This is a genomic window from Ferranicluibacter rubi (assembly GCF_011603255.1).
Taxonomy (GTDB): domain Bacteria; phylum Pseudomonadota; class Alphaproteobacteria; order Rhizobiales; family Rhizobiaceae; genus Ferranicluibacter; species Ferranicluibacter rubi.
Window position 1 is genome coordinate 69,411 of the sequence record NZ_JAANCM010000006.1, and the last position, 21,388, is coordinate 90,798.

Sequence of the window (21,388 nt, forward strand, 5' to 3'; positions counted from 1 at the left end):
CAGAATGAACTCTGGAAGCTCTCGCATGGATATACGATCGATCACCGACGAAGCCGGCCGGCGGCAGGCCTTTGCGCTCTTCCGGGAAGCCATGCTGGGCATCGGCGATCTGGGACGCAGCAGCCCCGAAGCGGAAGCCCGCTTTCTCCGCGACGGCAAGCCGTTCGGCGGCTACGAGGGCGATGTTCTGCGCGGCGTCGTCAATGGCTATGATTCATCGGTGATCCTGCCGGGCGGTGAGCGCGTCAGCCATCTCTCCGTGACGCATGTCGGCGTTTCTCCCGAGGCGAGCCGTCGCGGGATCGCTCGCCGGCTTCTTGCCGACCAGCTTCATCGTGCCCGGGCCGATGGCTATGTGGTCGCGGGCCTCAGAGCATCCGATCCCCGCATCTACGGTCGCTACGGCTACGGCGTTGCGTCCTGGTCGGTCCGCCAGGACATCGATCTCACCCGCACCCGGCTGGCCGCCGGCACATCACGCGAAGGAATTCGCATCGTTGATGCCCGTGAGAGTTTCGAGCTGTTCCGAAAGATCGCCGATACCGACCCGAAACCCCGCGCTGCGACCTTGTCCCGATGGGACGGGTGGTGGTCGATGCAGGAATACCGCACCGCGCATGGCACAACGCCCCATCACGCCGTGGTGTTTGGCCAGCAGGGTCGTGAACGCGGTTTTCTGCGCTTCCATGTCGAGCCTTCGGAGAACTGGTTCACGTCATCGCGTCGCACGGTGATCGTCGATGATCTCGTTGCCCATGACGGTGAAGCCTGGCGCGCGCTGAACGGCCATCTCTTCGGCCAGGACATCCTGCATCGGGTGGTCTTTCCATCGCGGCCGGTCGATGATCCGTTGCCGTTGCTTCTGGACAATCCGCGCGCCTTGGAAATATCCGACCAACGTGATGAAAGCTGGATACGGCCCCTCGATCTCAAAGCCCTGCTTTCGGCGCGTCGTCCTGGCGGCACACGCGACGTCATCCTTGCGGTCGAGGACGACCTCTTTCCCGAGAATGCCGGCATATGGTCTGTCGGTCCTGCGGGCGCGGTCAAAAGTCCAGGAAAACCGGCGGTATCCGTCACCATCTCGGACCTCGCCACACTCCTGTTCGGGGCACAAAGTGCTGCCCATCTCGCCGCATCCGGGCGCCTCGTCGCGGATTGCGAGGGAGCCGTGGAAGACCTCGACCGCATGTTCGAGACCAGCCGCAAACCGCATTCCGGGATTTCTTTTTAGAGATCGCCGCGCTCGCCACCGATACGATCATGCTTCTTGGCAGCGGCAATCAGCCCATTCCGGCGATGGTGACTGGCCGGTGAAAGCGACGTCTGCATGACGTGTCAGCCATGCATGACCCAGTGGACGACTGCATGACGATAAAGCGCTCGCTAAAAGACAGTTCTCGCCAAGTTTAGTTCAGACTCCGGTTGTAAATTCATTCATATTTTATGAGTTCCGTCCATCGTAACTTACATTGCTCAAGTTGCCGAGGATCTCGTGGCTCATTCTGTCGTAAAACGTCCGCTTTGGATCAAAATCACTGCCTACGGTTTTGCAGCCGTGCTCTTTTCCGCTGTTGCGATCGGCGGCAGCGCGTCGTACCGGCAATCGGCCTCGACAGCGGATACGCTGGCACACGAGGCGAGTGCGGACTGTGCTCTCGTCGAGATGGATATGGCAGCGCAGCGGAAGACGGCTTCGGCGATCGCTCTTGCCCTTGCCGGCGAGCCGGAGATGGCGGGGCTGATTGCGTCCAACGCGCGGGAAGCGATCATCGCGCGCTACGCCGGTGCCATGTCTTCCATCGTCAAGGAAGGCGGAATTACGCTCCTCACGGTGACCAATGCAAACGGTGAAGCCGTTGCCCGCATTCACACGCCGGACAAATTCGGCGACGACATGAAGGGACGCCGCAAGACCATCGTCCAGGCGCTGCAGTCCGGCAATCTGGTTGCAGGTATCGAACCCGGACGGACAGCCGTCAGCATGTTCGCATCGGCTCCGATCAAGAAGGACGGCGTCGTCGTCGGTGTCGTCGATGCGGGCACGAGCCTGACGAACGACTATTTCTCGTCCGTCGCTCAGCGTATCGGTGGTGAGATCGCCGTCTACGTCCAAGCCGATGGCAAGTTGGTCAAGCAGGCGTCGACCTTCGAAGGCGACCTGTTGCCGGAGGCAAGCCTCACGTCCGTGCTGGCCGGAGAGACGATGCAAGCTAACGTCACCATCGCCGACAGGCACTATATCGTCGAGGCTCGACCGCTGACCAATTTCTCAGGCGCGACAATCGGCGTTATCCAGATCGCATCGGACGTCACCACGGTGGTGGATGAGGCCTCGGAAGCCTTATGGATGACGATCATCGGCACGGTGGTCGTTTCAATCCTGTCGCTGCTCGGTTTCCTGATCTTTGCCCGCTCGCTTGCCTCGGTCATCGGCAGGATTACGACGACCATGACGCGTCTTGCCAAGGGTGACCTGGACGCCGCCATCGACGGCGGAGAGCGGCCCGACGAGGTTGGTGCCATGGCGCGCGCCGTCCAGGTGTTCAAGGACAACGCCATCAAGACACGGGATCTCGAAGAACAGGCAGACCGCCAGCGCAGCCAGTCCGAGGACGAGCGGCGCCGCGCCACCGAGACGGAGAGCGCCCGCGCCGCAGCCATGACCCAGGCGACGAGGAGACTTGCCGACGGCCTCAAGCATCTGGCCGAGGGAGACCTGAGCTTTCACATTTCCGAAACCTTCCACCATGACTTCGAGAGCCTGCGAACCGACTTCAACCAGGCCGTCGAACAGCTCCGCACGACCCTTTCCTCCGTGTCGGAAGCAACCGCATCCATCGACAGCGGATCACGCGAAATCAGCCAGAGCGCCGACGACCTTTCGCGGCGGACGGAACAACAGGCAGCGTCGCTGGAGGAAACGGCCGCGGCGCTCGATGAAATCACGGTCAATGTCTCGAATTCCTCGAAGCGCGCCGAGGAAGCGCGTGCGGTTGCCGTCCAGGCCAATGAAAGCGCACGACGCTCCGGCACGGTGGTGGGCGATGCCGTCAATGCCATGAGCAAGATCGAACAGTCCTCCAGCCAGATCTCGAACATCATCGGCGTCATCGACGAAATCGCGTTCCAGACCAATCTTCTGGCCTTGAATGCGGGCGTCGAGGCGGCACGCGCCGGCGAGGCCGGCCGCGGGTTCGCCGTCGTGGCGCAGGAAGTGCGCGAACTGGCACAGCGTTCCGCAAAGGCCGCAAAGGAGATCAAGGATCTCATCCGGAACTCCTCCGGCGAGGTCCAGAGCGGGGTTCACCTCGTCCAGCAGACCGGAGATGCGTTGCGGACGATCGAGGCCTACATCGTCACGATCAACCAGCACATGGATTCCATCGCGACCTCTTCGCGGGAGCAATCCGTGGGCCTTGCGGAGGTCAACACCGCCGTCAATCAGATGGATCAGGTCACGCAGCAGAACGCCGCCATGGTCGAGGAAGCCAATGCCGCCGGCGCGACGCTGGCGATGGAAGCTGCAAGGCTCAAGGAGCTGGTCGGACGGTTCCAGTTCGCTTCGGCAAGCGGGGCGTCGATGCGGCCCCGACAGGCACCCGTTGAAAGAGCACCGTCCTCTCCTCCGGCATCTCCACCGCGCGCGATGATCAAGACGATCAGCAAGGCCTTTTCAGGACGGTCCTCGGCGGCCGTGGCGCTTCAACCCTCCACAGACAGCTGGGAAGAGTTCTGAGATCCGTGGACGTCGCGAATCGTTGCCGGCGTCTGTGCGCGCTCACGTGAACGCGCGCAGTTCGCTCTAAATGGCGACGAGGTGCCCCTCGGAAACGACGCGGAATTCCCGCTGCACCGGCACGTAATCTGCCGGGCGGATCTGGCTCCTCAGTTCCTCGGCAGCGGCCATCGGCGTTTCACGCCGGCGGTCGGGATCCGGGACCGGCACGGCGGACATCAGTTTTTTCGTATAGGCATGCTGAGGATTGCCGAAGACGGCGCTCCGCGGCCCGATCTCCACGATCTCTCCCAGATACATGACGGCGACACGATGGCTGACGCGCTCGACGACGGCCATGTCATGGCTGATGAACAGAAAGGCAAGGTTGAGGCTCTGCTGCAGGTCGAGCATCAGGTTGATGACCTGCGCCTTGATCGAGACATCAAGTGCCGAAACGCTCTCATCCGCCACGATGATCTTGGGAGAGAGGGCGAGCGCACGCGCGATCGAGATCCGCTGGCGCTGACCGCCGGAGAACGCGTGCGGATAACGCGACGCCATGTCCGGGGTAAGGCCGACCTTCTCCAGGAGATCGGCGACCATCGTTTTTGCCTCCTTCGAACTGCCCAACCGGTGCTCGAGATACGGTTCGGCAATCGCGGCTCCTACCGTCATGCGCGGATTGAGCGAGGCGAACGGATCTTGAAAGATCATCTGCACGGACTTGCGCATCTCGCGCAGGTCGCGCTTCGGAAGGGTCAGAACCTCGCGGCCTTCGACAAGAACCGAACCGCTGCTTGGCTCGATGAGGCGGAGAATGGCACGTCCCGTCGTAGACTTGCCGCATCCGGATTCGCCGACCAGCGACAGGGTTTCACCGGCGCGCAGGTCGAAGGAGACATTTTCGACCGCATGTACACGCCCGCTCACCTTGCCGAGAAGACCGGTATGGATGTCGAAGCGCTTGGTGAGGTTGCGGACCTGCAGGATCGGCTCGCCTGAGGCAATGACGGTATCGGCGACTTCGACCGGGACGTCGGACAGTCCGGTCGCCGGATCGACCATTGGAAAACGCAAGGGCCGGCGATAGGCCTGCATGGCACCGAGCACGGGCACGGCGGACAGAAGCGCGCGGGTGTAGGGATGCTGGCCTCGGTGAAAGATGTCGGTCGTGCGTCCCGTTTCCACCTGCTCGCCGCGATACATGACGACGGTCCGGTCGGCAATCTCGGCGACCACGCCCATGTCATGCGTGATGAACAGGACGGAGGTGACCTCCTCGTCCTGCAACATCCGGATGAGATCGAGGATCTGACCCTGGATCGTCACGTCGAGCGCCGTCGTCGGCTCGTCGGCGATCAGCAGCTTCGGCTTGGTGGCGAGCGCCATTGCGATCATCACGCGCTGCCGCATGCCGCCGGAGAAGCGGTGCGGATATTCGTCGAAGCGCGAGGCTGCCGAGGGAATACGAACCTTCTCAAGGATGCGCACGGTTTCGGCGCGCGCGTCCGCTTTGCTCATCGCCGTGTGGCAAAGGATCGCCTCCGAGATCTGGTCGCCGATCGTGAACAGCGGATTGAGGCTGGTCATCGGCTCCTGGAAAATCATCGCGACATCGTTGCCGCGCACCTTGCGCATCTCCGGCTCGGGCAAGGACAGGAGATCGCGGCCCCCCAGCATGACCCGCCCCTCGATGCGGCTCGTATCGGGCTGTAGAAGCCGCATGATCGACAGCGACGTAACGCTCTTGCCGGACCCCGACTCGCCGACGATCGCCACGGTCTCAGCGGGCGCGATGGTGAAGGAGATATCGCGGACGACAGGTTTCCACGCGCCATCGACACGGAACGACGTTCGCAGCGCCTCCACGGAGAGCACCGGTTGCGCCTCTGCCGGCGTGGTCTGACGGGTGTGGGCCTGTTGCGTCGTCATGATCATTCCCATCGTTTCTGTCTTCCACGTGTCGCGCTGATGCTCTAGTCCGGCCAACGCAGCATACCGTCGAAGCGGTGACGGCTAAGGTCTTCGATCGGGGTTGCGATCATCGCGTTGGAGGCACGCGCCTTGTCGAGTTCCTCGGCGAGACGGGTGGCGACGATATGCTCCTGACCCGGATGCAGATTGCATGGATCGAGGTAGAAATAGCGGTGCTCGACCTCGTGATCCCGGACGATGATCGGCTGGTCGCCCGATCGGAGCGCTGCCGCAAGATCCCAGGCCGTAATATGCGCCTCCTGTGGATCGATGATCACACGCATGCGGTCGAGCGGGTTGTCCGTCGGATCGGGTTCGATCAGCGCGGTGACGCCGGGGCGACCGTCGAGCGTTTCCTTCCAGAGCACGAGAGCGCCTGTTTCCCGAGCCCGGATACCCGCGTGATCGCGCGTCTCCCATGCCTCCAGCGCCGCCATTGCGCCGTAGATGCTCTCCTTACCGACCTTCATGCCGCGCCCGATGCCCATGTTCTGCAGAAAGGCGTTGCGGACCAGGTCTTTTCGACCGGCAACGATGCCGGAGGTGGGGCCCCCGAGGAATTTGTGACCCGAGTAGAGCGCGATATCGGCTCCTTGCGCGAGGAAGATTTTCAGATCGTATTCGGATGCCGCATCCACGATCACCGGCACGCCTCTCGCATGGGCGATCTCGACGAATTCCTTCAGGTTCAGCAGACCATAATCGACGACATGATGCGACACGACGTAGACGGCCGCTGCGGTCCTCTCGGTGATGGCATTTTCCATGTGATAGCGATGCGTCGATGTCGCCTGGCCGATCATGACGACCTTGCCACCCGCGATGCGGATGGCCTGATCGACCGGAGCGCCGTAGCTGACGACATGCCCCATCTGCAGGAGCACCTCGTTTTTCTCGGTGTTTGTTTCCGGCAGCCGCTCGATCGCAAGGAGATCAGGCCCCGTAATGGTTCCGGCGACGGCAAGGCTTACGCCTGCGGAGCACGACGCCGTAATGAAGCCCGCCTCCCCGCCGGTCATGCGAGCGATCACGGCGCTTGCCTGACGTTGCAGCGCGTTGATCTCCACGAAATGCGGCAGGATCGCCGCCATGGCGGCGATGGCTTCCGGCACGACGATCGACGCGCCAAGGCTCGTCATCGTTCCCGACACGTTGATCACGGGGCGAAGGCCGAGGGTCGTTCGGATATCAGCGGACATGGTCGTTCTCCAGGCTGCGCGACGTCGTGACGGCGCGGGCATCTCTTGCTCTCTCAGAGCCTATGCCATAATACTGCAATAGACAGGACGGATGTGCGGGACGATTGTTGTGAACAGGCAAGCCTCGGAACCGGTTTCCGAAACTACGGAAAAAAGCGTGCGCCGCTCGCGCGTCAGCGGGATCGACCGGGCTCTTCAGGTCATCGATCATCTCTACGAGACGGGTGCCCCGGCCGGCGCCTATGCCATTGCCAAGGCTGTCGGCGCGCCGCTCTCCACGGTCTATGTCATCATCGACGACCTTGTGGAAAAGAACATGCTTGCTCGGAATGGCGACGGCACGTTGTGGCTGGGGTCCAGGCTCTACCACTACGGCCTTGCCTATGCCCGTTCGCTGGATTTCATGAGCGTCGCCACGCAGGAAATGCACGACCTCTGCCGGGACGCCGGCGAGACGGTGCAGGTCTGCGGTCGCGATGCAGAGCACATGCTGGTGCTCGCCATGGCTGACGGGCCGAGCCATTTCCAGGTCGCGTCGCGGGTCGGCACCCGTGTGCCGCTCAACTGGACGGCCTCCGGCCGGCTGCTCGTCGGGCATATGCCGGAAGCCGAGCGCGTCGAACTCTTCCGTCGTGGCGCCCGCATGTCGCCGACCGGCCGGGCCGCGGTCGATGCCGAGACCCTGTCGGACGCTGCGCGAACGGCGTTCGAAGAGAGGCTCTCCATCCAGGCCGGCGAATCCGACTATGCAGTCGCGTGCATTGCGTCGCCCATCGTCGATCGCAACGGCAATTGCGTTGCGACCATCTCCATCGTCCTTCCCGAACAGAAGGCCTTTGCCGACAAGGCCGGCTATGCCGACCGTGTGAAGGCTTCGGCGGCGCGGATCGAGGCACTGATGGGCTGGCGGCAGCACGGAACGTCTCCCCACGGCATCAATCCTTAAGCGCCACGATGGCTTCGATTTCCACCGTGATGTTGCCGGGAAGCGAGCCGAAGCCGACGGCCGACCGGGCATGCCGACCGGCCTCCCCGAAGACAGCGTTGATGAGGTCCGAGCAGCCGTTGATAACCTTCGGGTGATCCCGGAACTCCGGTGCGGCGTTGACCATTCCGAGCAGCTTCACCACCTGCTTTACGCGAGACAGGTCGCCAAGCGCCTCGTGCATCACGGCAATGAGGTTGATGCCGACCAGACGCGCATCGTCATAGGCAGCCTCGGTGCTGATCTCGGCGCCGACCTTGCCGGTGCGCATGCGCCCGTCCGCCTCGCGGGTCCCCTGCCCCGAGAGATAGAGCATGTTTCCCTCGATCACATGGGTCAGAAAATTGGCGATGGGCGGCGGTGCGGGCGGAAGCTCGATGCCGAGGTCGGCCAGCCGCTGATAGGGCGTGGTCGTCTTCGGATCGGCGAAGGTGGAAAGATGTGTCACGAGAACTCCTGTGTCATGCAGTTTGTCGGCCTCAGCGATACGCGTAACCGTGGCTGTGGCGCACGAGCCTGCGGGCTCTCGGAATGTATCGGCTGGCAGTGATTGCCTCGGCACCGATGACGGCGAAACGCGGCTCGAACAGGCGGGTGAGGCGCGAGACGTCGCCATTGCTGTCGGTTGCCTCGAGGTCGGCATCGACGAGGTCGAAGATCGTGAAATCCGCCCGCGCGCCGACGGCAAGCCTGTCGTCCATAGAAAGCTTGATGACGTCGGCCGGCGCATGCGTAACGGCATTCACCACCTTGTCGAACGGCATGCCGACGGAGAGCAGCTTCGACATGGTGGTTGCGAGATCCCAGACGGGGAAGTTGAGCGAATGGCCGTGAAGGTCGGTCGAGATCGAATGCGGCAGCAACCCGCGCGCGATCGCCGCTTCCGCCACCTTGAAGGAGAAGGACGCCCCACCGTGGCCGATGTCGAGCCGCACGCCTTCGGAAGCGCAGCGCTCGGCGAGATCGAACAGGTCTTCGTCCTCCATGATGCTCGAGCCGGCCTTGCCGTTGAAGCAGTGCGTGACCACGTCGCCCGGGCCGAGGATTTCGAGCACCTCGTCGTAGAGAGCCGGCGGTTCGCCGACATGCACCATCATCGGGATCTTCAGGATCTTGGCGATCTTCTTACCGAGCTTGACCGGAGTTACGCCCCACGACCCGGTGATGACGTGGCTTGCGCGCACCTTGATGCCGACGATGTGCTCGCTGTTTTCGGCGTAGCACTCGATGATCCGGTCGAGGTCGATATCCCTGATATCGCGGAGTTCGGCGACGCGGTTGCAGGCAACGAGCCCGATCGAACCCAGATTGAGAAACGCCTTGATGCGTTCTTTCGAGGGCTCGATGATATATTCCCGGAAGCCATGGAAGTTCGCTTCACCGGCAGATCCTGCATCCACCAGCGTGGTCACGCCGCGCTCGGCGCCGCACTCGGACGGACGGAGCGAGATGTCGGTGCCCCCGTGCCAGATATGAACGTGAAGATCGATCCAGCCGGGGGACATCCACGCGCCTTTTCCATCGACGCGCTCAGTGCCGCCCGGCACCGCGAGCCCCTGGCCGATGGCCGCGATGCGTCCGTCTTCACCGATGAGAATGTCGGTCGTTTCATCGGCTCCAAGGTTGCCGGCAGGGCCGGATTTGGGCTGGCCGAAGGCCATCGGCCTGACATTGGAAAGGAGGAGCGGCTTTTGGGTTTCGCCGGTCATGTCACAAGTCCTTCTGAAGTCTGGGGTCGAGCATGTCCCGCAATCCGTCGCCCACCATCTGCAGCGACAGGACGGAAAGAATGATGGCAAAGCCGGGGAAGTAGGTCATCCAGCCGGCCTGCCCGATATACTGGCGCCCGGCGGCAATCATCGTGCCCCAGGTCGCGACATCGGGGCTGACGCCGAGCCCGAGGAACGACAGGCCGGCTTCGGCGAGCATGGCGCTGGCGAAGAGGAACGTTCCCTGTACCAGGATGGGCGACAGGAGATTGCGCAGCACGTGCCGCGTCATGATGTGGAAGGTGGAGATGCCGAGCGCTTGCGCCGCCTCGACATACGGCAGTTCGCGGATGACGAGCGTCGAGGCACGGACGATGCGGGCGAGCCGTGGCGCATACACAATCGACAGCGCCACGATCACCGTCGTCAACGAGGGTCCGAGCGCCGCGACCAATGCGATCGCCAGCAGGATGTCCGGAAAGGCCATCATCGCATCGATCAGGCGAGCGATCGGCGTGTCCAGGCGCTGAAAGAACCCGGCGAGCAGCCCGAGCGTGACGCCGATGACCGCCGACAGAACCACGACGGCCGCGCCGACGAGAAGCGAAAGCCGTGCCGCATAGATCGTGCGGGAGAAGACGTCGCGGCCGAACTCGTCCGTGCCGAACCAGAACATCTCGCTCGGCGGCTTCAGCCGGTTGACGATCGACAGCTTCGAGGGCGAATACGGCGCGATCCATGGTGCGAGCGCCGCCAGAAGGACGAAGAGAACGAGGATGCCAAGCCCGACGACGACCGTCTTGCGCCGCAGAAAGCGGCGGATGAACCTCGCAGCGTCGCTGGCAGGTGGCTTTGTCGTGAGAGATACATCTGTCATCAGTAGCGTACCCTCGGATCGATCAGCAGGTAAAGCATGTCGATGGCAAAGTTGATGAGGACGTAGAGTCCGGCGATCACCAGCAGCGCACCTTGGATAACCGGGTAGTCCCGCCGCAGCACGGCGGAGACGACGAGGCTTCCGACGCCGGGCAGGCCGAACACGGTTTCGGTGACGACCGCGCCGGAGATGAGAACCGCGGCGGTCAGGCCGATCACGGTGAGGATCGGGATCAGCGCGTTCTTCAACGCATGCTTCAGCACGACCTTCCGCTCGATCAGGCCCTTTGCGCGCGCCGTGCGGATATAGTCGTCGCCAAGCACGTCGAGCATCGAGGCGCGCGTGAAGCGCAGGATCAGCGCCGAGGAAACGAGCCCAAGCGCAAAGGCCGGCAGAGTCAGGTGATACATGCGGTCGAGAAAGGTCGAGCCAGGCCCGCCATAGCCGGAAACGGGAAACATGTTCAGATTGACAGCGAAGACCTGCATCAGGATGAGGCCAAGCCAGAAGCTCGGAATACTCGCCGCCAGCATCGCGATGGTCGTTGCCGCCTGATCGACGAGGGACCCTCGCCGATAGGCGGCATAGATGCCGATCGGCAGCGCGATGACGCAGGCGATCGCCAGCGAAAACAGCGTCAGGAAGAATGTGGGCTCGGCGCGGTCGAGGAGGGCCGACGTCACGGGCATGTTGAGGAAGATCGACTGGCCGAGGTCCCCTTTGATCATCTGCCCGAGATAGAAAACATATTGCACGAGAAGTGACTGGTCGAGGCCGAGCCGCGTGCGCAGATCGGCGATATCCTGTGCCGAGGCATCGGGCCCGAGCATCACCGCAGCCGGGTCTCCCGGCGTGACGCGGACGATGACGAACACGATGGTCACGACCAGGAACATGACGACGATCATGCCGGCCAGTCGCTGGAGGATGTAACGGATCATGTCTTTGGCTCTCCGGTCCCACGAGGGACACAGGGGTGACGAACGCTTGCTGAGAGAACGCCCGCCCCGCGGCGGCGTCCGGGATGCCGGTTCCGGATTACTTCTTGATCGATGCGTTCCAGAAATACGGCCACGGAGCCGGCACGACGCCTTCGACCTTCGTGCTCTTGGCGGCGAGAGCGTTGAAGTCACCGATCTTCATGTAGGGAATCTCCGCGTACATGGCCTTTTGCACATCGGCCCACAAAGCGAGCCTCTTCGTCTCGTCGGCCTCTGCGGAAAACGCCTCGACCGTCTGCTTGCGCAGCGGCGTGTCCCACCAGCCGGGCGAGCTCGGCGACAGGGATCCAATCAGCGCAGGCTCGGGAAGAAAAGGGCTGTGCGTGATGTAGATGTCCCAGAGGCCCTTGTCGGCCCGCCGCTGGGTGAGCGTCGCCCAGTCCACGACTTGCAGATCGACGGTGAACCCCGCGAGCTTCAGATACTCGGCGGCAACCTGCGCCATCTTGTAGTGGAACTCGTACTGGCGGCTCGTCAGGATGCGGATCGGCTTGCCGTCATAGCCGGCGGCCTTGGCGGCTTCTGCCGATCCTTCGGGATCGGCAAGATTGTAATGGCCCTCGACCCCGGCATCCGTGTTCCAGACGAAGCTCTTGGGATAGATATCGCCGTCGAGCGCGTAGAAATCGGTGCTGCCGAAGGCGGCGGCCAGCATGTCTTCCATGCTCAAAGCCTGGCGGATGGCCTTGCGGATGGCGACGTCCTTGGCAACACCCTCTGCCGTGTTGAAAACGAAGACCGGATAGCCGAACGGCTTCAAGACAAGCGGTTCCGATGCCGTCGAGCCCTTCAGCCTGTCGAAGGATTCGACGGGAAGGCTGTCGATATAGTCGTACTGGCCGGAGATCGCCGCCTCGACGCGCGTGTTTGCATCGGGAACCGGCACGAAGCGGATTTCATCCAGATACTGGTGACGCGCGCCGCCGTAGCCATCGGCCTCGCCGGACCGCGGCGTATAGCCGTCGAAGCGGGTGAGCTGGATGTACTGGTCGGCCTTGCGCTCCTTCAGCATATAGGGGCCCGTTCCGACGAAGTCCTTCATGGGCTCAGCCTGTTTCTCGCTCGGCAGGACGATCGCGGCGGAATTGTTGAAAGCGAGCAGCGAGACGAGCGGCGCGTAGGGTTGCTTCAACGTGATCGTTACCGTCAGCGGATCGGTGGCCGTGATCTTGTCCAGGAATGCGGCTGCCTGCTTGCCGCGCGAGGCAACCTTGACCCAGCGCTCGAGCGAAGCGACGACGTCGTCCGATGCCATGTCCGAGCCATCGTGGAACGTGATGCCGCTGCGCAACCTGATCGTATAGGTTTTGCCATCCGCGCTGATCTCGGGCAGGCTCTCGGCCAGAAGCGGCGTCGGCTTCCAAGCCTTGTCGAACGTGTAGAGGGTCTCGAACATATGCTGGGAAACGATACCCACGAGATCGGCCGTGGAGGCCATGGGGTCGAGTGTCGGCGGCTCGCCGATCGTCGCGACATTGATGACGCCGCCCTTTTCCTGGGCCGCAACAAAGGATGGAATAGCGACGAGCGCGCTTGCAAGGAAGAACGCAGTTTTCAGGCGCATCATGAAGTCCTCCAGTTTTGTTCCATTATTATGTTATTACGACTTTTATAACAGAATAGCGGAGAAGGAGGTGCTGTCAATGGGCTAGAGCTTGCGGTGCCGTCGCGACCGAACCGGCTCACATCCCTGCCCGCCGCATGCTTGACGCCCGGCGTTTCCATGGGTCACATAGCGACGGGATCTGCAGCCCAAACTGTACGAGATCGTTATGACGCAGGGACATCGAAACGACAGGCGACAGCGGATGACGATCCTCGGGGCGCCGGGCGCCGTGTCGCTCCTTTCCTGGATCCGTCGTCGTGCCGACGGTTCGGGCTATCCCAGGCGGTTTCAACAGGACGAGGTCTGACATGGGTGGCACTCTCCTCAAAAACTGCGCGGCCGTCATCACCGACGAGGGCAAGGGCCCGATCGTGCGCCGCAATGTCGATCTCTTGACCGAGGGGCCGACGATCCGTGCCATCGGCGAACATCTCGAGGGGGAGGCTTTGCCTGAGGGCACGAGCGTGATGGATGCCGCCGGCTGGTTCGTCTATCCCGGCCTCGTCAACACGCATCACCATTTCTTCCAGTGCTTCGTGCGCAACCGCGCCGATCTCGACTGGACGAAGCTCTCGGTGATCGAATGGCTCGACCGCATCTACCCTGTCTTCTCGCAGCTAAACGAAGCCTGCTTCTACCATTCCTCTGTTACCGCCATGGCGGAGCTGATCAAGCATGGCTGCACCACGGCCTTCGACCACCAGTATAATTTTCCCCGCCACGCCGGAAAGCGGCTGATCGACCGCCAGTTCGAGGCCGCGGATCTGTTGGGCATGCGGTTTCACGCCGGTCGCGGCGGCAACACCCTGCCGAAATCGGAGGGGTCGACGATCCCCGACGAAATGCTGGAAACGACGGACGAATTCATTTCCGATTGCGCCCGCCTGATCGACACCTATCACGATGCAGGGCCGTTCAGCATGCGCCAGGTCGTCGTCGCGCCCTGCCAGCCCGTCAACGCCTACCGCGAAACCTTCGTGGAATCGGTGGCGCTGGCACGCGACCGTGGCGTCATGCTGCACACGCATGTGGGCGAGGGCGAAAGCCCCGTGATGCAGGCGCGCCATGGCCTGCGCACCGTCGATTATCTGGAATCCATCGGCTTTTCCGGGCCGGATACGTTCTACGCCCATTGCTGGGAGCTGACCCATGACGAACTGCGGACGATGGCCGCAAGCGGCACCGGCGTCTCCCACTGCCCGGAACCCGTCTATCTCGTCGGCGCCGAGGTCACCGACATCCCCGCCATGGCGGCCTTCGGCCTGCGCATCGGGCTCGGCTGCGATGGTGCGGCCTCCAACGACAATTCCAACCTGATGCATTGCCTGCACTCGGCCTACATGCTGCAGTGCCTCGCATCCTCCACCCGCGCGCACCCCGTGCCGCCGCCGGTGGATTTCCTGCGCTACGGCACGAGCGGCGGCGCGAGCCTGCTCGGGCGCAGCGATATCGGCCGCCTTGCGCCCGGAATGGCCGCAGACCTCTTCGCCATCGACACCCGCCGCATGGATTATGTCGGCACGCGGCACGATCCGCTGAGCCTCATTCCCCGCGTCGGCATCGGCATGGCGACGGATATGACTATGATCAACGGCCGGGTCGTGTGGGCGAACGGCGCATTTCCCGGCCTCGACGAGGCAAAGCTTGCCGCGGACGCCGAGGCGGCCCTTGCAACCATCAATGTCTGAAGCTCGACGGCGTCGCTTCGCTCGGCGAACCGTTCGAGTGGTAGGGGCGCGAGAAGATCAGCCGGTCACGTCGAATTCGGGATCGACGGGAATGCCGAGCGCCGTGACGAGGCGGTTGGTTTCCGACGCCATGCCGATCACGGCAAGGAGATCGCCATATTGCGCGTCCGTCAGGCCCTTGGCGCGCGCCGCTGCCGTATGGGAATGGATGCAATAGCTGCAACCGCTGGCGACCGAGACGGCGATATAGATGAGCTCCTTCGTCAGCGGATCGAGCGCCGACGGTGCGACCATCACCTCCTTCAGGCTGCTCCATGTCCGCTCCAGCGTTGCCGGCTCGTTGGCCAGGCCGCGCCAGAAATTGTTGATGAAATCCGAGCCGCGCACGGCGCGGATATCCGCAAACACCGCCTGCACCCGCGGCGCTGCTTCGGCCTCGGCATCCGTCAAAAGTCGTACCGTCGCCATGCCAACCTCCTGATGTAACCGTCGGGAAACGAAGTCGCCGCCCGCCTCGAGTGAAATTGCATAAAAAAAGGGCCGCAGGGTGACCCACGGCCTCAAGTCATGAAGGTTAAACCTCCAGAGGGGAACGGCTGGCTGCGATCGATCCGGGAGGGGAATGAGAGGGCAACCAACCAAGGTCAGAATGACCTGTAATACCAGCGGATTCAAAGACGGGAGACGCTGTCGGAACGGGTGGATGTGATATTTCCATCTAACCCGCGCCCCTTCGGCGCTATTTCGTTCCAGCCGGGATGCTCAGCTCCCTTGCGCCCGAAAGCGCTGGAGATGCTCGACCACGAAATCGTGGTCTTCGACATCGGGAAGGCCGCTGATCGTCGCCGTTCCGATGAGATTGCCGTCCGTCTGAAAGATCGGGACGGCACCGCCGAAGGCCGCAAAGAGATCGGGCGACAGGCCGTAGCGGTGGTGGAAGTCGTAGCCCTCCTCCTGCGCGAGAAGCCGCATGTAGAGAGAACTGTGGTGGAACCGCTCGACCACGCGCCGCTTGCGCTCCGCCCAGTGCCGGTTGTCCTCGGTAGCGTTCGCAAGGCGCGTGAAGAACACCGGTTCGCGCGCGATCGTGATCTCGATCGCCACGGCCAGGCGGCCGGCCATGGCCGATTGCCGCATCAGGCTGCCAAGCGTCCAGGCATCGTCGGTTGTGAACCGGGTGACGACCCCCTCGCGCTCGGCTAAAAGGAGGTCTGCGCATGTCCTGTTATCCGGCTGAGACATGAAGGGCATCCTTGAAGGGTTGAGATTGCGCGGTGTCCCGAGAAACGGGCGTTGCGAGCCTACATCAGCAGAAACGCCCTGAAGTCGTTGACATTCGTGCCGGTCGGGCCGGTCTCGAACAGGTCCCCCGCAAGCGCGAAGGCGGACCATGCGTCGTGTCGCGCGAGGTGGGCGCGCGGCTCCCCGCCCGCTGCCCGGATGCTGGACGCGGTTTTGCCGTCGCAGAAGGCGCCGGCATTGTCTTCGGAACCATCGATTCCGTCGGTATCGGCCGCAAGGGCGGTGATGCCGGTGGCCCCGTCGAGATCGATGGCGACGGCCAGCAGCAGTTCCGTGTTTCGCCCGCCTTTCTTTGCACCCTCGGGACCGATTGTGACGGTGGTTTCCCCGGCCGAGAGGAGAACCATCGGGCCTTGCCTCTCTCGATGGCATCCCTGAAATTCCATCGCCAGCGCCGCATGCATGCGCCCGATATCGCGTGCTTCTCCCTCGATCCTGTCGGAGAGGATCAACGGCGTTACGCCGGTCTCACCGCTCAGACGCGCGGCCGCCTGCAGCGAGACACGGGCGGAGGCGATGACATGCGCCGCGTGGCCGGCAAAGGCCGGATCGTCGGGGCGCGGGGTCTCCACTGTCGCGATATGATCAAGAATGTTTGAGGGAATGTTCATCCGGTAGTCCCGGATCGCCCGCAGTGCATCCTCGCGGCCGGCGGCATCGGGAATGGTCGGGCCGGAGGCGACGAAGGCCGGGTTGTCGCCGGGAACGTCGGAGACGACGAGGCTGACGACACGGGCCGGAGAAGCAAGCGCGGCCAACCGCCCGCCTTTGATCATCGAGACGTGCTTGCGCACCACGTTCATCGCGGAAATCGGCGCGCCGGATGCGAGCAGCGCCTCGTTCAGGGCCATCTCGTCGGCAAGCGCAAAGCCCGGCGGCGGCGATGGCAGGAGGGCAGACCCGCCGCCCGAGATCAGCGCAATCACGAGATCGTCGGTCGTCAGCCCGCGTACCGCCTCCATCAGCGCGTTTCCGCCGACGATCCCCGCCTGGTCGGGAACCGGATGGGCGGCTTGCAGCACCCTTATGCGGGCGCAGGCGGCAACCGGTCCGTAACGCGCGACGACCACGCCCTCCAGCGGACCATCCCACAGGCTTTCAAGCGCCTGTGCCATCTGGCTTGCCGCCTTGCCGGCGCCGATGACGACCGTGCGGCCTATCGGTCGCGCCGGCAGATGGGCGCGGATCGCCTCCAGCGGATCGGCCGCGCGAACGGCGGCGTGGAAGAGCGACGCGAGGAATGCGCGCGGGTTCTCGATGGGCATTAGCGTGGCACCTTCCTGGGCGTGACGACACCTTTTTGTGGCAAAGCCGACGGCAGAATGCAAAGCCGCATCATTGGCTCAGCGAACATGCGTGCGCGCACGGGGGCGCTGGTCGTTGCGCTCGTCGGCAAAGATCGTCGCCGGCAACGGATCGAGCCCGCGAATGATGTCGGCGCCCTTCTCTCCGACCATGATGGTCGGGGCATTGGTGTTGCAGGAGGGCACGCGCGGCATGACGGAGCTATCGCAGACGCGTAAGCCCTGCAACCCTCGCACGCGCAGGTCGAGCCCCACGACCGCATCCGCCCCGGTGCCCATTCGGCAGGTGCCGACGGGATGGTGATCGGTCTTCGCGTTCGCGCAGCCATAATCGAAAAGCTCGGCCTCCGTGCGTACCTTCGGACCGGGCAAACGCTCGGCCAGAATATAGGGCTTCAATGCCGCCTGCTCGAAGATCTCGCGGGCGATCCGCAAGCCTTCCAGCGACATCTTCCGGTCATGCGGGTCCGACCAGTAGTTCGGGTCGATCAGCGGGGCTGCGGCCGGATCGGACGCGGAGAGCCGCACCGTGCCGCGCGATCGCGGATGCAGATAAGCCGAATTCAGCGTCACCCCGGCATTTTTCAGCTTTTCCACGCCCGCCTCGATGCCCGAGCCAAGACCGAGATGGAACTGTATATCCGGGGATCGCGCGTCCGGATCCGCATACCAGAAGCCGCCGGTTTCAAACAGCGACGAGGCGACGGGGCCCGTGCGGAACAGCACATATTCGAGGCCCGCCCAGAGCGTGCGGTGCAGCTTCGCAACGCCGTCATAGGTGTGGTCGCCGGTGCATTCGGCGATGACGAAGAGGTCCAGATGGTCCTGCAGATTGCCGCCGACGCCGGGCAGGTCATGCGCCACGGGAACGCCGACGGACGTCAGATGATCGGCCGGGCCGATGCCCGATTGCAGGAGCAGCTTCGGCGAACCGATGGCGCCCGACGTTACGAGCACCTCGCGCCCGCAGCGCACGATCTCGCTGCCCCGGCTGGTGGCGATCTCGACGCCGACAGCCGTCGTGCCCTCCAGCACGATGCGCGACACGCGGGCGCCCATGCGGATCGTCAGGTTCTTCCGGTCCTTGATCGGCGAGAGGTAAGCGAGCGAGGCGGAAGAGCGGCGGCGGTTGCGCTGCGTCAGCTGGTAGAAGCCGACGCCCGCCTGCTGGCGCCCGTTAAAGTCGTGATTGTAGGGAATGCCGAGCTCCTGCCCCGCCCGGATATAGGCGTCGCAGATCGGCAGCGCGGACACCGGCATGGAAACGCCGAGTGGCCCGCCATAGGCATGATAGTCGTCGGCAAAGCGCTGGTTGTCCTCGGCCCGCTTGAAATAGGGCAGCACGGAACGGTAGTCCCAGCCCTCGCAGCCGTCTTCGCTTGCCCAGAGATCGTAATCGGCGGCATTGCCCCGGGTGTAGAGCTGCGCGTTGATGGACGAGCCGCCGCCGATGACCTTGGCCTGTGTGTAGCGCAGGACACGACCGTTCATGTGCTTCTGCGGCACGGTCTCCCAGCCCCAGCTGGCCACGCCTTTCGTCATCTTGGCAAAGCCGGCCGGCATGTGAAAGAGAGGATTCCAGTCCCCGCCACCGGCTTCCAGAAGCAGCACGGTGACATCGGGGTCCTCGCTCAGCCTGTTGGCGAGAACGCATCCGGCGGGCCCTGCCCCGGTGATGATATAGTCGAAGCGCATGGTTTCCATTCCTGTCACAGACGCGGGATCGACAGGCCGCCATCGGCATCGATCACGGTCCCTGTTGCAAAGGCGAAGCTGCCCGAGGCGAGCGCTGCGCAGATGGCGCCGATATCGCCGGCTTCCCCCCAGCGCCGCATGGGCACCAGGCCCCCGGCGATCAGGGCATCGTATTTCGGGGTGACGCCGGCGGTCATGTCGGTCCGCACGATGCCAGGCCGTACCTCGAAGACCGCGACGCCATCGGCCGCAAGCCGCAGTGCCAGCCCCTGCGAGAAGGCCGCAAGCCCCGCTTTGCTGATGCAATAGTCGAGGCGCTCGGGGGAACTCGCCTGCGCCGAGACCGAGGTGATGTTGATGATCGACCGGGAATGGTCGGGCGCAGTCGCCAACATCGCCTTCACCACGGCCTGGGTGAAGAACACCGTCCCTTTCAGGTTGGTGGCCATGATCAGGTCGTAATGGTCGGGCGAAAGGCCGAGGAAATCGCCGCGCACGACAGACGCCATGCCCGCATTGTTGACGAGGCAGTCGATGCGGCCGAAACGGGCCATGACGTCGTCGACCGTCGCTGCGTGCCCGGCGACGTCGCAGATATCGGCCTTGATGTAGATGGCGTCCGCCTGCCCATCGGCGCGGAGCTCCGCCAGCGCGTCCTTTGCCGTTTCCGGACCGCCGATGCCTGTCACGACGATGTCGTAGCCGGCAGCGGCGAGGTGCGAGGCGATACTGAGGCCGATCCCCCGCCGTCCGCCCGTCACCACCGCCACCGGTCTTTGCCGCCGTTCGCTCATCATTGCAGGTCCTTCGAGACGATGTGATCTGCGACCCGCAAGGCTTGGGCCGCAACCGTTAGCGCCGGATTGACAGCGGCCGAGGTCGGCAGGCAGCTCGCATCGACGACGAACAGGTTGTCGTGGTCATAAGCGCGGCAGAAGGGATCGAGCGGCGCCGTTGCGGGATCGTTGCCGATGCGCACCGTGCCGCACTGATGGGACGGCGTGCGTTTGTCGAACGGCCTCGACAGCACGAGCGGAAAGCCGATCGAGCGGAGAACGGTCTTGAGTTTTGCCACCAGCGACAGATGCGCGTTCCAGTTGGTGCGATGCCATTTGAGGACGATCCGCTCGCCATCGACCATGACCCGGCTTTCAGGGTGCGGAATATCCTCGCTCATGGCGTAGAAATCGATCGCATGCGCCGACATTCGGTCGAGCAGCCGCTCCGGGATGCGCGGCAGGCTGCTTTTGAGGATCGCCCCGGACACGCGGCCGAGAAGCTGGACATTGCCGAGTGGTGGCCCACCCTCGCCATCCGACAGGTAGAAGTCGTTGAAGGCGAAGGTCTTCTGATAGACCGACGTGTTCCGGTAACGCGGCGACAGAGCGAGCACGGCGGACGAATTGTGGTTCATGAAGTTGCGCCCGACCTGGTCCGAGCTGTTGGCAAGGCCATCGGGAAAGCGCGCATTGGCCGAGCGCAGCAGCAGGACGGCCGACTGGACCGCGCCGGCGGCGAGCACCACGAGATTCGGCGAGACGCTGCTTGTGTCCCCGGCCACGGTATAGACGACGCGCTCGATTCGGCCGCCGGAGGCGCCCGTTTCGAGCCGCTGGACGATCGCGCCCGTTTGCAGCGTGACATTGGGATAGCCAAGCGCGACGGCGAGAGCGGCACTTTCGGCATCCATCTTGCCGTCGTCGCAATTCGGATGGGCATCCCACGGCGTGCGCCCCTTGGCGAGCCACCGGTCGATATCGACGCCGAGCGGCAGGGAGAACGGGTGGAGCCCCTTCTGCTTCAGGCGCGCGCGGACGTCGGCAATCGACGGTTCGTCCGGCACCGGGGGAAAGGCGTAAGGCGTAGAATGTTCGGGCTCGGTCGGGTCGTCCCCCAGCGCGCCGCGCACCTGATACATCCGCTCGGCCGCCCCGTACCAGGGCTCGAGCTCGGCGTAGGGAAACGGCCAGGCGGGGGAGACGCCCTCCTGATGCTGCATCTCGTCAAAATCCTCGCGCCGGTAGCGCGACAGTACCGCCCCGTAGAATTTCGAGTTGCCGCCGACATTGTAGTAATTGCCCGGGTTGAACCCCCTGTGCTCCCTCTGGCTCTGGCCCTGCCATTCGTACCAGGTCTCCTGCGGGCGGAAATGCCCCCGCTGGAAGATCGCGCGCTGGTCGCGGTTCACAGGCGTGTCGGCAATGTGCTGGCCGGCCTCCAGGATCAGGATCTCGCAGCCGGACGCGGCAAGGCCGGCGGCCAGCGTCGCCCCGCCGATACCGGAGCCGATGATGACGATGTCGGGGGTTCTGCTCATCTCGGTCCCC

17 protein-coding genes are annotated in these 21,388 nt (G+C 63.7%); 4 read left to right on the forward strand and 13 right to left on the reverse strand.

Going from position 1 to position 21,388, the window contains the following annotated elements; translation table 11 throughout:
* Nucleotides 1-25 precede the first annotated feature (25 nt).
* Entirely contained in the window at nucleotides 26-1,234 is a 1,209-nt protein-coding gene (locus G8E10_RS13265) for a GNAT family N-acetyltransferase (protein ID WP_245420178.1), read from the forward strand.
* Nucleotides 1,235-1,495: 261 nt separating this feature from the next.
* Nucleotides 1,496-3,739 (forward strand): methyl-accepting chemotaxis protein, encoded by a 2,244-nt coding sequence (locus tag G8E10_RS13270; protein WP_343289755.1) that lies wholly within the window; start codon nucleotides 1,496-1,498, stop codon nucleotides 3,737-3,739.
* 66 nt (nucleotides 3,740-3,805) lie between these two features.
* Here G8E10_RS13270 and G8E10_RS13275 read toward each other — a convergent pair whose 3' ends face one another.
* The gene (locus G8E10_RS13275; RefSeq protein WP_167129598.1) at nucleotides 3,806-5,653 is read right to left on the reverse strand and encodes an ABC transporter ATP-binding protein; all 1,848 of its coding nucleotides are present in this window, start codon (nucleotides 5,651-5,653) and stop codon (nucleotides 3,806-3,808) included.
* A 44-nt stretch (nucleotides 5,654-5,697) separates the two neighbouring features.
* A complete protein-coding gene (locus tag G8E10_RS13280; RefSeq protein ID WP_110802109.1) occupies nucleotides 5,698-6,894 on the reverse strand; it encodes an aminotransferase class V-fold PLP-dependent enzyme in 1,197 nt (398 codons plus the stop codon).
* 91 nt (nucleotides 6,895-6,985) lie between these two features.
* Between G8E10_RS13280 and G8E10_RS13285 the strand changes: the two genes are divergently transcribed.
* On the forward strand, nucleotides 6,986-7,840 hold the full coding sequence (locus G8E10_RS13285; RefSeq protein ID WP_110802108.1) for an IclR family transcriptional regulator: 855 nt from the start codon (nucleotides 6,986-6,988) through the stop codon (nucleotides 7,838-7,840).
* Here G8E10_RS13285 and G8E10_RS13290 read toward each other — a convergent pair.
* The 5 genes from G8E10_RS13290 to G8E10_RS13310 form a co-directional block, all read right to left on the reverse strand.
* On the reverse strand, nucleotides 7,830-8,327 hold the full coding sequence (locus tag G8E10_RS13290) for a RidA family protein (protein WP_110736571.1): 498 nt from the start codon (nucleotides 8,325-8,327) through the stop codon (nucleotides 7,830-7,832). The genes G8E10_RS13285 and G8E10_RS13290 overlap by 11 nt on opposite strands.
* 31 nt (nucleotides 8,328-8,358) lie before the next feature.
* The gene (locus tag G8E10_RS13295) at nucleotides 8,359-9,588 is read right to left on the reverse strand and encodes an amidohydrolase/deacetylase family metallohydrolase (protein ID WP_110802107.1); all 1,230 of its coding nucleotides are present in this window, start codon (nucleotides 9,586-9,588) and stop codon (nucleotides 8,359-8,361) included.
* 1 nt (nucleotide 9,589) lies between these two features.
* Complete coding sequence (locus G8E10_RS13300) at nucleotides 9,590-10,465, reverse strand: ABC transporter permease (RefSeq protein WP_110802106.1); 876 nt, start codon at nucleotides 10,463-10,465, stop codon at nucleotides 9,590-9,592.
* Entirely contained in the window at nucleotides 10,465-11,406 is a 942-nt protein-coding gene (locus tag G8E10_RS13305) for an ABC transporter permease (protein ID WP_165906799.1), read from the reverse strand. The genes G8E10_RS13300 and G8E10_RS13305 overlap by 1 nt, the downstream gene beginning before the upstream one ends.
* A 97-nt stretch (nucleotides 11,407-11,503) precedes the next feature.
* Nucleotides 11,504-13,030: an ABC transporter substrate-binding protein gene (locus tag G8E10_RS13310; protein ID WP_110802256.1), complete on the reverse strand. Its 1,527-nt coding sequence runs from the start codon at nucleotides 13,028-13,030 to the stop codon at nucleotides 11,504-11,506.
* Between the two features lie 350 nt (nucleotides 13,031-13,380).
* Between G8E10_RS13310 and G8E10_RS13315 the strand changes: the two genes are divergently transcribed.
* Nucleotides 13,381-14,760, forward strand: coding sequence for an amidohydrolase (locus G8E10_RS13315; protein WP_167129600.1), 1,380 nt, complete (start codon nucleotides 13,381-13,383; stop codon nucleotides 14,758-14,760).
* Between the two features lie 57 nt (nucleotides 14,761-14,817).
* Here G8E10_RS13315 and G8E10_RS13320 read toward each other — a convergent pair whose 3' ends face one another.
* The 6 genes from G8E10_RS13320 to G8E10_RS13345 all read right to left on the reverse strand — a co-directional run bounded on the left by G8E10_RS13320 (nucleotide 14,818) and on the right by G8E10_RS13345 (nucleotide 21,378).
* On the reverse strand, nucleotides 14,818-15,228 hold the full coding sequence (locus tag G8E10_RS13320; RefSeq protein WP_110802104.1) for a carboxymuconolactone decarboxylase family protein: 411 nt from the start codon (nucleotides 15,226-15,228) through the stop codon (nucleotides 14,818-14,820).
* A 294-nt stretch (nucleotides 15,229-15,522) separates the two neighbouring features.
* On the reverse strand, nucleotides 15,523-16,002 hold the full coding sequence (locus tag G8E10_RS13325; RefSeq protein ID WP_167129602.1) for a heme-degrading domain-containing protein: 480 nt from the start codon (nucleotides 16,000-16,002) through the stop codon (nucleotides 15,523-15,525).
* A gap of 59 nt (nucleotides 16,003-16,061) precedes the next feature.
* Nucleotides 16,062-17,327, reverse strand: a complete 1,266-nt coding sequence (locus G8E10_RS13330) for a glycerate kinase type-2 family protein (RefSeq protein ID WP_110802103.1) — start codon at nucleotides 17,325-17,327, stop codon at nucleotides 16,062-16,064.
* A gap of 78 nt (nucleotides 17,328-17,405) precedes the next feature.
* Nucleotides 17,406-19,061 (reverse strand): GMC family oxidoreductase, encoded by a 1,656-nt coding sequence (locus G8E10_RS13335; RefSeq protein WP_110802252.1) that lies wholly within the window; start codon nucleotides 19,059-19,061, stop codon nucleotides 17,406-17,408.
* A 14-nt stretch (nucleotides 19,062-19,075) separates the two neighbouring features.
* Nucleotides 19,076-19,855 carry a 3-ketoacyl-ACP reductase gene (locus tag G8E10_RS13340; protein ID WP_110802251.1) on the reverse strand — a complete coding sequence of 260 codons (780 nt, stop codon included), beginning with the start codon at nucleotides 19,853-19,855 and terminating at the stop codon, nucleotides 19,076-19,078.
* On the reverse strand, nucleotides 19,855-21,378 hold the full coding sequence (locus tag G8E10_RS13345; RefSeq protein WP_110802102.1) for a GMC oxidoreductase: 1,524 nt from the start codon (nucleotides 21,376-21,378) through the stop codon (nucleotides 19,855-19,857). The genes G8E10_RS13340 and G8E10_RS13345 overlap by 1 nt, the downstream gene beginning before the upstream one ends.
* Nucleotides 21,379-21,388 lie beyond the last annotated feature (10 nt).